A 13,382-nucleotide genomic window follows, 5' to 3' on the forward strand; every position below is an offset into this window, starting at 1 on the left:
TGATCGGTAGCTATGTTATCAGGTTCAAGAGTTAAGTTTTCAGTGAATTTATGCTACTTCAGCGATTTACTTTTTTATTGCGTCCTAGTGGCGATATCGAGATCGAGCGGGGGATTCGGACTTTATTAGCGATCGCAGTACCGATTATTGTCGGTGATATTTTAGATCGGTCAAAATTGGGGTTAATGGTCGGTTTAGCGGCTCAAACCTTGATTTTAGCCGATGCGGGGGGACTTTACTGCCTGAGAGCGAAAACCCTAGTCGCTACGACTATTGGGATGGCTCTAGCTTTGATTATCGGCACATTAGCCAGTGCTTGGCTAGGATTGACCGTAGTGATAGTTTTTTTCGGGTTGTTTCTAGCGGGTTATTTGACGGTTTACGGGGAAAATGGGGCGTTAGCTGGGTTAGTAATTAGTTTATTGCTGCTTTTTGCTGTTTCTTTGCCATCGGGAGATATTGTCGTCGCTTTACAACGGGCCGGAATCGTTGTGTTGGGAGGGGGATGGACAATTTTTTTAGCCCTGTTTATCTGGCCTTTTCGCCCTAATCAGCCTTTACGTCAGGTAACGGCGGAAAATTTTCAGGGTATCGCCACTTATCTCCGCTCTTTGCCCTTGCACTCTCGTTCTAATGCTAATGAGGAGCCATATTTTGACAAAATCCGGCAACTGTTGCTCCGTTCGAGGAAAACTGTCACCTTGACGCGTCGGGGACGTTGGGGAAAAAGTGAGCTGCGGGAATTGTTAATCGTCTTGATCGAAGATAGCGATCGCATTAATACCAGCTTAATCGCGCTGCGAGAATTGCTTCATCTTCATCCCTTGCCACAACTGACCACGGTGGCTATTTTATTAGAAGATATTCTCGTGCAAGTGGCGGAAATTTGCGAAGATATTGCCTGGTTAATTTTGGGTAGAAATAAACAACCGGATTGTGAGCGCTTGCAGCTATTACTCAAGGCGATCGAGCAACAAAAAAACCTGCAAGCTAAAGTTTTAGAAAATGCCCAGGATGATTATAGCAGTTATGTGGCAATTTCCCAATTAAATAATCGTTTAAAAAAACTATCTAAACAGCTAAAAATAGCCAGTGAAACAGCGCAACATTTGCGGCAAAGCGAGAACTTTTCCGATAAAAAAAACCTCTGGCAGCGGAACTTTGAAGGGATAGAACAAGAGTACAGTCAAGAAAAAGCTTGGTGGGAACCATTAAAATCTAATTTTAATCTAGAATCGCCCCTATTTCGCCATGGTTTACGCTTGGGTTTGGGAAGTGCCCTAGGAGTGTTGATTTACCATAAGCTAGGAATTACCCATAGTTTTTGGATTGGTTTAACCTTAGTTATTGTGTTAAAACCAGATTTTAGCTTGACTTTTCAACGCTTTTTTAATCGGGTGTTTGGCACGATTTTAGGCTCGTTTTTTGTTTTGGCATTGTTGCGAATTATAGATAATCCGATCTGGTTAGAAATTATTGGGTTGATTTCTATAGCGATCGCTTTAACTTTGGTGCGATTTCACTATAGTTTAGCCGTATTTTTTATCACAATTTTTGCTTTAATTATCAGTCGTCTCGATGCCAGCAATGCCGGGATTAATTTAGAGTATATCAGAATAGTTTATACTTTAATCGGTAGTGCTTTAGCCTTTGTACTTTCCTTCGGTTTTTTACGGTTTAATGAAGATGAACGTTTTTCCCTCGCTGCCATTAAAGCATTAGAAGCTAATCAAATATATTTTCAGTCAGTTATGGCAGTTTATTTAGGAGAATCATCCTATCAAACTGCAATTTTATCTTCCCATCGCAATAAAGCTCGAAGAGCAAATACAACTATGCAAACAGCCCTACAAAGATTAATTGATGATCCTAGCACACCCTTTCCACAAATGGAACCGGCAATCACTTTAAGTAATTATATTCCTCGTTTTGGTCGCGGGGTGACAGTTTTATTGACGGAATTGGAACAATATCGCGGTAGTCCTCCCCATCCCAATCTCAGTCTGTTCACGCAACAAATAACCCAAGCTTTGACTCAATTAACCCAAGCTTTGCAAACAAATAATCTTCCTCTTCCCTTACCTCCCCTCGAAGATACTTTAGAAGAAGTCCTTGATCATTTGCAAGAATTGCGAGAGGAAAGGTTAGTAGAAATTGGCAATCAACAAGAGGGAACTAATCTCCAGAAATATTTAGGGGATTATAATATTGTCACCACGGAACTTGTGGAATTATCCAGTCGTGTTGGGGTAATGAACACAGCAATCGATCGTTTTATTAGAAGTTAAAATTTAGTTATTAAGTAGTTGGACAAAAGTAAAGTTAACTGTGGGGTAAGGAGTCGGTCGTCAGGAGTCAGTAAGAATTGCGGCAATTTACATTTCTTAAGATAGACAACAGAATTTATGTCCGACTACTTACAACAAAATTTTTGTAAATCTACTGAGTTGGTATTTTTAAAGGGAAACTGTCTTCTAAAATTGGTCATTATTTCCGATTTTATCACTCAATCCAAGCTTTTGGGGGGTTCTACCCCCCAAACTCCTAGGGTTGATTCAAGGTAGGGTTGATTCATGAATCAACCCTACCCAAACCCCGGAGCGCATTAGCTTTTCGGTGAGATGCTTACACGCGATTGTTCATATTTTTGTACCAATTTAAGAGTCACTGATAATTGCTGGTTGTCCGTATTTCTGCAAAGGTGAGATGCACCCATTTAGCAGTCAAGAGGAAAATCGATTAACTTCGATAATTTCTGTATATTCAAAATTATTAGGACTGCGTTTCACTAGAGAATAATCAACACCATGAAGATTAATTAAATCCTCTTGACAATCCGCTTTCGGAGAATTATAAACTAACACATATTCTTTACCAATATAGGGAGAAATCTCGGTTTCTACTTCTCCTCTCCATTGAGTTTTTGTCACTAAAACAACTAACTGATTGGCTAATTTAGGAATAGCGATCGCAACTTGCCGACGATAGATATGATCAAGACTACCAAAAGGGGAATCCATCACCAGAGGAAAAGTGCTGCTATCAATTCCCATCAAAGTATTTTTCTGACTCCATTCTCGCACTCGATCGATAATTCCCCCGATAAAAGATAAACTAAGAATCTGATTTTCTCCGGTGGAAGCTGCCACGGGAATGGCAAATCCTGTGGTATTTTCTAATAATCTTACCTCGTAATCGGGACTAATACGGGGAATATAGGGAGTAAAAGAAATTGAGTTAAAGATTTCCTGTACCCGTTTTTCTAAGGACAAACGAAACTGATTTTCTAATCTCTGTCTTACCTCACTAATGCGATTAATTGCCTCTTGAGTCGCTAAAATACGTCGTTGTCCTAAATTATATTTTTCCTCTTTTTGTTGCTGTTTCTGTACCTGTTTTTGCAGGGATTCTAACTCTTTTTGGTAGATATCTAGTTGATTTTTATTGCTACCCTGTTCCAAGCGTAAATCTTTTAGGGAATCCTCGATCGCATCTAAGCGAGATTGCAGATTTTTAATATCTTCATCGGGATAATGGCGAAATTTATCCCGAACTTCATCTAATTCTGATTCTACCAAAGATAATTCTAAGCGCCACTGGTGAATATTAGCTTGATAACTATCCACTTCTTGCCAAAAATCTAAGACTCGTTTATCTATTTCTTTGACTGTGGAAGATAAGCGAATAGCTGCTTCTTCTACATCGGCCATTCCTGCTTTATTCATCCAATCTTGTACCTGTAAATAAGCTTGGCTATTTTCCTGTAATTCCTGACCACAAATACATTTTTTCCGCTCTAATAATTGTTGGACAAATTGCTGTTTGATACCACTGGGTAATTCCCCTTGTTGTCTTAGGCGATCAATTAATTGCTGAAAATTTTGATTAATTTCTTTTAAAAATACTTGATAAGCTTGCTGGGAAATTAATTTCTTTAACTTATCTTTAGTTCTGACTAAATCTTGCCGCAGATTTCTTTCCTGTTGTTCTAATTTTTCTTTTAACTGTTTTAATTCCTCGGCACCACTTAACTCTAATAAGCGATTAGTAACGGCTTTTTTTAATTCTTCCTGCTGGGATAACTGGTTAATAATATCCTGCTGACGCTGTTTTAATTTCTCGAAATCCTGCTCGATTTTACTTTCCTGTTTCAATAACTTTTTTAAATCCGATTCTCCTAAATCTTTAAGCTCATCTTGTAAAGATTTCTTAGCTTTTTTTAAATGCTCGATCGCTCGATCTAATACTTTAACTCCCAATAATTCTTTTGTATCCTCGGCGATTTTACCTTGGCTACTACTGCGAAATTGATGATCGATATATTCGCCATCAAAAAAGAAATAACGGTGTAAACTTTCGGGTAAAATTTGATTAATAATATCCTCCGCTGGTTGATTGGGTGTGTACCAATTGCCATCATCACCAGCGTAGAGCATATATAAACTATTTGAACCGTATTTAATTTTACTATTTACATCTTGGTAGGCGAAAAATTTTCGTTTTACCTGATAGCGTTTATTTTCATGTTCAAAGTTTACTTCTGCGGAACATTCTATGGAGGTCCCCGTGGTTACTTCGGTAATTGCCCGTTTATTAACTAATAACTCCGGTTCGGCAAAAGCTGCCGTAAATTTTTCATACAGTACCCAAGTACAAGCATTTAAAATTGTTGTTTTTCCCGCCCCATTATTGCCATAAATTACCGTCGTATTGCGAGAACTTGCTGCTAAATGTATCTCAGGAGTCTTACCATAAAATTGTCGAAAATTACATAACTTTATTGATAGTAGTTTCATATTTATATAGAGGGGCTGATGGGGAATTTTTTTCAGTGAACAGTAAACAGTGAACCGATAACTGATAACTGATTATTGAATGACTTCTTTAATAATCATTAAAACATCATCATTGATATTGCGAGGATTGCGCTGGTATAACTTATCTCTTTCCAATTTTAAAACGCGATCGATGATTTTTCGCACATCTTCGGGAGCGTTTAAAATCGGTTCTTGGATATTTTGGAGATTATTATCAGGATGAGTCATAGGGCAGATTTTTTAATATTTACAGCCGCTGCATTTCAAATAAAATCCTTGCCGGGGTACGTTAATCTATTACTAACGCACCCTCAGCCTAGATTGTTTCCCTAGACGAAACTTAAATAAGGTAACTTTTGGGCGGTAGATTGAATCAGATCGAGATTTTGTAAAAGCTGTCCGCAGGTATCCCAACCCCCTTCTATTAACATCTGTCGGGAACCTTCATTCATAGACACGGTAGCGACAAAATCCCCCCATTGCACTGTCATGGTTGTCAAGGAAAGATCGACGGGAATTTCGGGATTAGCTGCAATTAAATCCTGTAAATGGGCGATAGTTTTTGCCTCAGCAGTGACACAGGGAACCCCATTAGCGATACAATTGCCAAAAAATATTTCGGCGAAACTTTCCCCGATAATTGCTTCAATTCCCCAACGTAAAATCGCTTGCGGTGCGTGTTCCCGAGAAGAACCGCAACCAAAATTACCATTGACTACCAAAATTTTCGCCCCTTGGTACTGGGGTAGATCGAAAGGATGACTTCCCTGTAAAGCCGCTCGATCATCGGCGAACACTTGTTCTCCTAAACCTTCAAAGGTGATACAACGCAAAAAACGAGCCGGAATAATGCGATCGGTGTCAATATCGTTGCCTCGCAAGGGTAAAGCTCGTCCGGAGATGGTTTTAACTTGACTCATGATCTTTTTCTAACTTTTACTAGCAGTGACAAAAAAAGTGGTTGCATCTTGCCATACTCCCTGATCGGTGGCATTTTTCTCGATTTCTCGGCGATAATTGTTCACTAGAGTCGCAATTTCGGCAGCCGATAGGCGGTCAAAAGGGTTATGCTGAGGATAAAAATACTGCCCATACCAGAAGTTTTTGGCGGTTTCTAGGGGCAAATATCGACCTAATTGCTCGACATTGACCGATATATTGGTAAATCCCGCATTTTCCAGCAATTGATGGCATTTTTCTGGGGTGGCGATGGGAGTATGCAGATTAGGCAACTCAAAACCACTATGTTTGCGACAAACACCACTGATCAAGGGTAGGAAGTGGGATTCTAAATTATTACAGGAAAAAGCGACCGAACCGCCTTTTTTTAACCATTGATACCATTTTGCCAGCACTTGCGGGATATCGGGGAAAAGTGCAATCGCCAGAGAACAGGTAATCAGATCGAAACTAGACTCGGCAAAGTCAATGGCAGCTATATCGGCGTTAATTAGGTCAATATTCTCGATATTTAATTCTTCTAGCTTTTTTTCGGCTCTGGCAATCATTTCCGGCGTGAAATCAACCCCGATGACACTTTTTACTTTTGGGGCAATTGCGGTCTCGCGTAGCGAGCGCGTTGCGACCGCAATAAATCCCGTTCCCGTTGCCACGTCTAGCACAGATTGGTTTTTTTGTAAATAGAGATAATTTACTAATTTAAGGGCGCGAGCTTGTGTAAAATCGTTATCGTAATCGTGACGAAGGGCATAAAAATCAATCACTTGACGCTGATAATCGTTGCTCATCTTCTCTATTGCCCAATTATCGACAAAGACTGACCCAATTGACTTAAATTAAGAGCATGGCCCCCGGTAACTAGATAAACCGCGTCTGCTATTGTGCCAATTCTACGACAGAGATCGCCTAAACGATCGCGAAACAGACGACCGAGGGGATAAGCGGGAACCACACCCCAACCGGTTTCTTCCGCTACCAGAATAACATCAACCGCCGCGTTTTTGAGGGAAGACAAGAATCGATCGCTGGTTTCTAACCATTCGGCTGCCGACATTTCTAAACAATTGGCTACCCAAGTACCGAGGGAATCGATCAATAAACAGTGAGAAAATGGGCTATTATCAATAGTTTCGCTCAATTGTCGGGGAATTTCTTGGGTTTGCCATTGGGGGGAACGTCGCTGCCGGTGTCTTTCAATGCGATCGCACCATTCTTGATCTTTTTCATCCACCGAGGAGGTGGCGATATAAATAACGGGTTTTTGGCTGATTTTGGCTAAATATTCGGCCCATTCACTTTTCCCAGAACGGGCAGCCCCTGTAACTAGGATAATTTTTTCATCCACGATCGAGATTTTGGCAAATAACTAAAGTATATACGGAAGAAAACTGTCCTATTCTGCATCATCAAAACGGTGAATATCATCATCTCCTAAATATTCGCCATTTTGCACCTCAATCATCACCAGAGGAATAGAACCGGGGTTTTCCAACCGATGACGGGTATTCATGGGAACGTATGTAGATTCTTTTTGTTTGAGGAGAGTTTCTTTTTCATCACAGATTACCCGCGCTGTACCGGAGACGACAATCCAGTGTTCACTGCGATGGTAGTGCATTTGGGTACTCATGTGATGGCCGGGTTTAATGACAATGCGATTGATGCGATACCGGGGACCTTCCTCCAATACCGTCACCGTTCCCCAGGGGGGAGTCCGCGTCATTTCTATGTCTTGGGGAGAAGGGGAGGGAGCATTAATTAAGTCATCCATGGCGGTGGTCTCCAAACTTGATTAATATTTTAGTGGACAATAATCAGTAATCAGTTATCAGTGAACAGTAATCAGTGAACAGACAGGACTTTTACTGCCATTTAATACTGCTCACTTAATACGATTTTTCTAAAGTAATGGCAGAGATAGTTAATTACCCTCACCCCCAACCCCTCTCCCAGAAGGGTAGAGGGGATTAGGATGCCTGCCACAAATAAAGAAAAATGGTACAATACTCTATCCTCCTACTGATAACTGATAACTGATAACTGATTCAGGAGGGCAATTGTTTAAAATCAAAATTTGTGTCTTTACCCTTGACAGATGGCTCGGTTTGTGCTAGGCGATTAGCCATTTGTACCAGATCCACCCCGGTAGCTTGACGCAATTGTTCGGCAAAGGCAGTCATTTTCGGGACAAGATTACCATCACCCCCGTCCACTACCGTCACCGTTTGCACCTGCACTTCTGGCACACTAGCGACCATTAATTTAAGCAATAACTCCAATTTTTGATATAAAAAGATGTTTTTAGCGTTATTTCCCGCCCCTTGCCAAGAAGCTGCCAGTTTTTTGGTTCCTTCCGCTTGCGCTTTCCCCTGTTCGATAATTTTGGCCGCTTCCCCCCGGGCTTTTGCGATCGCTTGTTGACATTCCGCCGCCGCAGGGGCGATCACATCTGCTTGTAATTGCTGTTTCACCTGCTTAATTCGGGCAGTTTGTACCGCCACTTCTGCCTGTACTTTAGCTAAATCCGACATAACCACCGATTCTACCTCAGCAATCATGGCGCCGCGCTTAGTTTGAGTGTCGCGCACCCGTTTTTCTGCGTCAGCTTTGGCTATTTCTAAATCTTTTTGGATACGACGCAAAGCGGTTAGACGTTGATTCTCGGAAGCCTTGATAATCGATGTTTTTCGGGCTTTTGCTTCTGCTATCCGGGCATCTCTCTGTAATTCGGCTTTTTGCTTCCGTCCGATCGAATCGAGATAACGCACCTCATCGGAGATATTCTGGATCTGCAAACTATCCAAAACTAAACCCAATTTTTCCAGATCCTGTTCCGCTTCTTCCAGGAGACTTTTAGCAAAAGCGATCTGATCGGAGTTCGCTTGTTCTGGGGTTAAATTCGCCAAGACACCGCGCAAATTGCCCTCGAGGGTTTCTTTAGCTAATTGTTCGATTTCCTTGCGTTTCTTGCCCAATAAACGCTCGATCGCATTATGAATAATCGGTTCCTCCCCGGCAATTTTAATATTCGCCACCCCGGTGACGATCAAAGGCACACCGCCCTTAGAATAGGCATTAACCACCCTGAGATCGATGATCATGTTGGTCAAGTCCATTCGATACACTTGTTCTAGCATAGGTAAACGAATACTGCTGCCCCCTTTTACCAAACGATAACCGATGGTTTTGCCCGTGGCCGTGGGACGACGACTACCGGCAAAAATTAAAACTTCACTCGGTTGACAGATATGGTAATAGTTACGGATGACTAATAAACCCGCACCTGTCCCTAAACCGAAAACTCCCAGTAAAACAGCGATAATTTCCATAGATTTTATGTAGGTGAAATTGGTGATTATCTTTACTTTTAGCCGATCGACTCTCTGGCCGGTTGATTTTTTGGGGGTCATCGATATTACACTAAAAAGTAAAGCTTAGACAGCCTATCTTTATCATGCCAGATCAGCCAATCTCGATCGCCCAATACTACCACGAGCGGACCAAATACGACCCCCAGACGATCGCCTCAAAAAGTAAAGGTCTTGATTGGAGTCAACAACCCTATCCCTTTAAAGAATACAAAATCGGTCAGACTTTCGATCTCAAACCCTACCTCTCCCGTCAAACAGTTCCCCAAAAAGGAGACTTTTGGCGACGTATATCGCGAATTTTGGGCTGTAGCTATGGTTTAACTGCCAAAATCGCCACTATGGGCAGTCCCTTGTACCTACGTTCCGCACCCTCTGCCGGTGGATTATACCCCGCCGAGGTCTATCTGATCTCCCGTGGCACGGAATTTTTACCCGCCGGTCTCTACAGTTACCAAGGTCAAAGTCACTCGCTGCTTTTATTCTGGGAAAGTGATGTCTGGACGAACCTACAATCTGCTTGTTTCTGGAATCCTGTTTTAGAAAATACCGATATCGCTTTAGTTACCAGTGCCATTTTTTATCGGTCTGCTTGGCGCTACGAAGATCGAGCTTATCGGCGTATTTTCCTCGATACAGGGCATTTATTAGGCAATATTGAGCTATCAGCCTCGATTAATGACTATCGGGCCCATTTAATCGGTGGTTTTAACGATATCCAGATGAATGAATTGCTTTATCTCGATTCCGAGAAGGAAAGTGTCATGACGGTGATTCCTTTGGCAGATCTGCTCAATATCCGGCAAAATCTCCCCCATAGTACCACGGCACTCCCTTCGGCAACCACGACTCTTTATCCCGAAATTCCCGAGGGAGAATTATTAAACTCCCTACACCGAGCCACTATCATAGCTACAGATGAGAAGATAGAAGCAACTGTTACCCCCTCTAATTGGGAAGATAAATATAATTTTCCTTTTTGTCTAAAAGTTTCCGTGACATCCCGTCCCGTCAATTGGGGGGAAGATTTAATCGATCTCGAAAGTACGATGCTTAAACGCAGATCTACCCGCGCTTATAGTGGCGCTAGTCTCAGTTTAGACGAATTGCGAGCTTTGCTGCATTTCACCTATCAACCCCAAGATTATGTCGGACAAAATCTCGATCCCAATCCCGATTATTTTGCTCTGGATTTATTGGAAACTTTTATCGCTGTTTCGGCAGTAACTGGATTAGAGGAAGGCTGTTATTATTATGCTCCTAAAGCCCAAGAATTGCGGCAAATTCGCTTTAAAAATTTCCAGCAAGAGTTACATTATCTCTGTTTAGGTCAGGATTTGGGACGAGATGCGGCCGCTGTGGTTTTTCATACGGCGGATCTGTCAAAAGCAGTGGCTAAATATGGCGATCGAGTCTATCGTTATCTTCATGCAGATGCGGGTCATTTGGGACAGAGATTAAATTTAGCGGCTATTCATCTGGGGTTAGGGGTTAGTGGTATCGGTGGTTTTTTTGATGATCAAGTTAATGAAGTGTTAGGAATTCCCTCCGATGAAGCAGTTATCTATATCACTACTTTAGGCCGACCGAAAGTTTTTTAAGGTGAGTTTGAACCATTAAAGGATTAAGGATAAACCTCCTTGATTAAGATTCTCTGAGATTTTCTCTCTCTAATTCGATTAAATTATCGATTTTTTTTAGCTTGGTATCCCCAGCAAGATAACCGATACCGCGATGTAAATGTAAGCGAAATTGTTGAGTTAGGGTTTCTTTATCGGTTCCCAATCCGTCTTGATGACAACGTTGTTTAAGGGCAATTAGGAAAATATCGGCCATTTCTCCCCCGAATACTTTCCAGGATAATTCTACATTGCTATCGGCAGGAATGGGAACGGGAGAGGGGAGACTCGGTTCGGCAAGGGAACGACAAAAAGCCCAACGACAGAGGATATTCCATTGGTCAATTTTAGTGTAGCGTTTTAATTTTATGAGGCTATCTTTGGCGGTTTGAGATAGTCGAAAACGTTCGATCGGTGATTCCATAATTTATAATTTTACCTCGATATGAGTGATGAGAAAATAGTTAGTCATTCTCAATCCTGTTGGGCGAGAATTTCTTGGGAATTTATCTCAGTCATAATCTTACCAAAAGTAGCGATCGGGGTGAATAGTAGTTTGACGTTGTTGGGAATTGTATTCTAGCAGGTATTTTCGGGCGATTACTTCCTGTTCTTCTAATAAGAGTAGCTCATTTTGTCCAATTTCTGTATCGGTAGAAAGGAGGATGACTTGAGAGGAAGCAGCGGGAAAATAACGTTCAACTAAATTATGGCGATGGGAAGAATCTAAACGTCCGAGGGGTGTATCGATAGCGATGGGCAAATCTCGTCCGGAGACTCGCGCTAATCCCCACAAAAAAGCGATCGCTAATAGTTGTTTTTCTCCGGCAGAAAGACGGTGTTTAGGCACATTTTGTCCATCGGGACCAAAGAGAGATAGACCAAAAGTATCAGCATCGATCGCTATTTTCTGCACCAGATCGGACTTATGCAATAAATAACGAAAACATTCCGCCACTTCTCCCTCTAATCTATTTAATTTTTTTAAAGTTAAGCGTTCTTTAAATACTTTTAAAGTTTGCTGTGCTTTGACAATAGCATTGACGATATGTTCGTTACTTTGGGATTCTAAAGCTTTCTCACTATAGGCAAATAATTCTTTTTTAGTCTTCTCAATTTTCTTTTTGATTTCTTCATAATTTTTGTGGCTTTGCTCGTATTCTGCTTGAGCATTTAGATACTTTTTCTGAGCGGTTTTTAAGTTATTACTCAGGGTTTCGTATTCTTCGGGAGAGGCTGCTACTGCTAATTCTCGCTCTAAATTATCTAAGTCAGCTTCCAGATTTCTTAATTGTTCCATCGTTTGATGAGCGAGGTTAATTTGTGCCGGTAATTGATGGGTTAAGACTCGGTTTAATAACTCGATCGCCTCCTCGTCTAAATCTAAGTAAGGAGCAATCAAAGAATCGCTATCCTCAGCTAAAAACTGATTTTCTTGCTGTAAAAATTCTCTAATATTCTCTAGTTGTTCTAAAGTTAAATTCAGTTTTTTTAAATAAGCCATTAACTTTTTATCCCTGGATTCTAAAACCGATTGAGCGACTTGAGACGATTGAAATTTTAGCTCTTTTTCTCCCTGAATTTTAGCCGATTCTAGGAGAGGAAAAATTAACTTTAATGGTAAAAATTCCCCCGCCAATTGACCTAAATATTCTCTCTGTTTATCTAACTTTTTATCTAAATCCTTTTTTCTGCTCTCTAATTGACTTCTTTCGGCGGCAATTTTTCCGCCATCAATGCGAAATTTATCCGAGACTGCATCAAAATCATTTCTAACCAAATCTAAATTTTTTTGTTGAGTTTCCATCTCTTGCCGAGCCAATTCTAAATCCTCTTGGTACTCGGCTAATTTTTTCTCGATCACTTCAATAGTTGCCAGTTCATTTTCTGCTGCTAATAACCGGCGCTTGCGACCAGCTAAAATATCGAGATCAACGGCTAATCTTTCCGCCAATTCTAACCCTAATAAAGTCTGCATCGAATCCTTAACGCTGTCAGGAGGTACATCCTGTTCCGCCAATTCTTTTACCTGTTCCCCATCAAATAAAAACAGGTTAGAAATACCCAAAGGTAATAAAGTTTCAATATATTCATCCCAAGTATTAGCTAAGGCAGGATCGGGCCAATCCTCATCTAAAATACCGAGGGTATCCTTACCATCTTTGGGCTGTTTTGTCCAGTATCTAACGATACGATATTGTCGCCATTGTTCATTAACTAGATGTTCAAAAGCCAGTTCAATTCTAGCCTGATCGATGAGGGAAGCTTGATTATTAACTGCTTGACTGAGAAACTCAGCATAACTTAAATTATTGCGAGTAGAACATTTGGCCCGCGCACCGTACAAAGCCAAACGAATCGCATCCATTAAAGTAGTTTTACCGCCCCCATTCATGCCTCCCAAAAGGATAATCGGACAGGGATTATTATCTTTTTCGGGACGTAAATTAATCACTTGACGACCGGCGTAGGGGCCGAAATTTTGCAAAACTAATTCAGTAAAAATCATTAATAGTCAGCCTTATTTAAGTCGAAAGTTTTAGGTAATCTCCTGTAAAAATTATACCTGAAAAAGTGCCGCAGATATTTTTTTACACCCAAGAAAAAACCCCAGACTT

At 41.1% G+C, this 13,382-nt stretch carries 11 protein-coding genes; 2 read left to right on the plus strand and 9 right to left on the minus strand.

Translation table 11 applies throughout. The features are described from left to right. Positions 1-50 precede the first annotated feature (50 nt). Positions 51-2,288: an FUSC family protein gene (locus RAM70_RS15300; protein WP_045357233.1), complete on the plus strand. Its 2,238-nt coding sequence runs from the start codon at positions 51-53 to the stop codon at positions 2,286-2,288. Between the two features lie 435 nt (positions 2,289-2,723). Here the strand turns inward: RAM70_RS15300 and RAM70_RS15305 are convergent, their stop codons facing one another. The 7 genes from RAM70_RS15305 to RAM70_RS15335 form a co-directional block, all read right to left on the minus strand. After that, positions 2,724-4,796 carry an AAA family ATPase gene (locus tag RAM70_RS15305; RefSeq protein ID WP_312674485.1) on the minus strand — a complete coding sequence of 691 codons (2,073 nt, stop codon included), beginning with the start codon at positions 4,794-4,796 and terminating at the stop codon, positions 2,724-2,726. Positions 4,797-4,868: 72 nt separating this feature from the next. After that, entirely contained in the window at positions 4,869-5,045 is a 177-nt protein-coding gene (locus RAM70_RS15310) for a hypothetical protein (protein ID WP_190380114.1), read from the minus strand. 101 nt (positions 5,046-5,146) lie between these two features. After that, complete coding sequence (leuD, locus tag RAM70_RS15315) at positions 5,147-5,737, minus strand: 3-isopropylmalate dehydratase small subunit (RefSeq protein ID WP_045357240.1); 591 nt, start codon at positions 5,735-5,737, stop codon at positions 5,147-5,149. Positions 5,738-5,746: 9 nt separating this feature from the next. Beyond that, positions 5,747-6,565 carry a class I SAM-dependent methyltransferase gene (locus RAM70_RS15320; protein ID WP_045357244.1) on the minus strand — a complete coding sequence of 273 codons (819 nt, stop codon included), beginning with the start codon at positions 6,563-6,565 and terminating at the stop codon, positions 5,747-5,749. 5 nt (positions 6,566-6,570) lie between these two features. Continuing rightward, a complete protein-coding gene (gene cobU, locus RAM70_RS15325; RefSeq protein WP_287999554.1) occupies positions 6,571-7,122 on the minus strand; it encodes a bifunctional adenosylcobinamide kinase/adenosylcobinamide-phosphate guanylyltransferase in 552 nt (183 codons plus the stop codon). Positions 7,123-7,170: 48 nt separating this feature from the next. Next, complete coding sequence (locus RAM70_RS15330) at positions 7,171-7,548, minus strand: phosphomannose isomerase type II C-terminal cupin domain (protein WP_045357249.1); 378 nt, start codon at positions 7,546-7,548, stop codon at positions 7,171-7,173. A 274-nt stretch (positions 7,549-7,822) separates the two neighbouring features. Continuing rightward, the gene (locus tag RAM70_RS15335) at positions 7,823-9,106 is read right to left on the minus strand and encodes a flotillin family protein (protein WP_149975649.1); all 1,284 of its coding nucleotides are present in this window, start codon (positions 9,104-9,106) and stop codon (positions 7,823-7,825) included. Between the two features lie 125 nt (positions 9,107-9,231). On the opposite strand from RAM70_RS15335, the gene RAM70_RS15340 reads away from it, so the two are divergent. Then, the gene (locus tag RAM70_RS15340) at positions 9,232-10,746 is read left to right on the plus strand and encodes a SagB/ThcOx family dehydrogenase (RefSeq protein WP_312674486.1); all 1,515 of its coding nucleotides are present in this window, start codon (positions 9,232-9,234) and stop codon (positions 10,744-10,746) included. Between the two features lie 43 nt (positions 10,747-10,789). Here the strand turns inward: RAM70_RS15340 and dndE are convergent, their stop codons facing one another. Further along, on the minus strand, positions 10,790-11,188 hold the full coding sequence (gene dndE / locus RAM70_RS15345) for a DNA sulfur modification protein DndE (protein WP_004160206.1): 399 nt from the start codon (positions 11,186-11,188) through the stop codon (positions 10,790-10,792). Positions 11,189-11,287: 99 nt separating this feature from the next. Then, the gene (gene dndD, locus RAM70_RS15350; protein ID WP_312674487.1) at positions 11,288-13,273 is read right to left on the minus strand and encodes a DNA sulfur modification protein DndD; all 1,986 of its coding nucleotides are present in this window, start codon (positions 13,271-13,273) and stop codon (positions 11,288-11,290) included. Positions 13,274-13,382: the final 109 nt, after the last annotated feature.

It is taken from the genome of Microcystis wesenbergii NRERC-220, from assembly GCF_032027425.1.
GTDB lineage: Bacteria > Cyanobacteriota > Cyanobacteriia > Cyanobacteriales > Microcystaceae > Microcystis > Microcystis wesenbergii_A.

Coding starts and splice junctions, on each gene's coding strand:
- RAM70_RS15330 (WP_045357249.1), bottom strand. CDS start 7,548: ATGGATGACTTAATTAATGCTCCCTCCCCTTCTCCCCAAGACATAGAA.
- RAM70_RS15310 (WP_190380114.1), bottom strand. CDS start 5,045: ATGACTCATCCTGATAATAATCTCCAAAATATCCAAGAACCGATTTTA.
- RAM70_RS15335 (WP_149975649.1), bottom strand. CDS start 9,106: ATGGAAATTATCGCTGTTTTACTGGGAGTTTTCGGTTTAGGGACAGGT.
- RAM70_RS15320 (WP_045357244.1), bottom strand. CDS start 6,565: ATGAGCAACGATTATCAGCGTCAAGTGATTGATTTTTATGCCCTTCGT.
- RAM70_RS15305 (WP_312674485.1), bottom strand. CDS start 4,796: ATGAAACTACTATCAATAAAGTTATGTAATTTTCGACAATTTTATGGT.
- leuD (WP_045357240.1), bottom strand. CDS start 5,737: ATGAGTCAAGTTAAAACCATCTCCGGACGAGCTTTACCCTTGCGAGGC.
- RAM70_RS15340 (WP_312674486.1), top strand. CDS start 9,232: ATGCCAGATCAGCCAATCTCGATCGCCCAATACTACCACGAGCGGACC.
- dndE (WP_004160206.1), bottom strand. CDS start 11,188: ATGGAATCACCGATCGAACGTTTTCGACTATCTCAAACCGCCAAAGAT.
- dndD (WP_312674487.1), bottom strand. CDS start 13,273: ATGATTTTTACTGAATTAGTTTTGCAAAATTTCGGCCCCTACGCCGGT.
- RAM70_RS15300 (WP_045357233.1), top strand. CDS start 51: ATGCTACTTCAGCGATTTACTTTTTTATTGCGTCCTAGTGGCGATATC.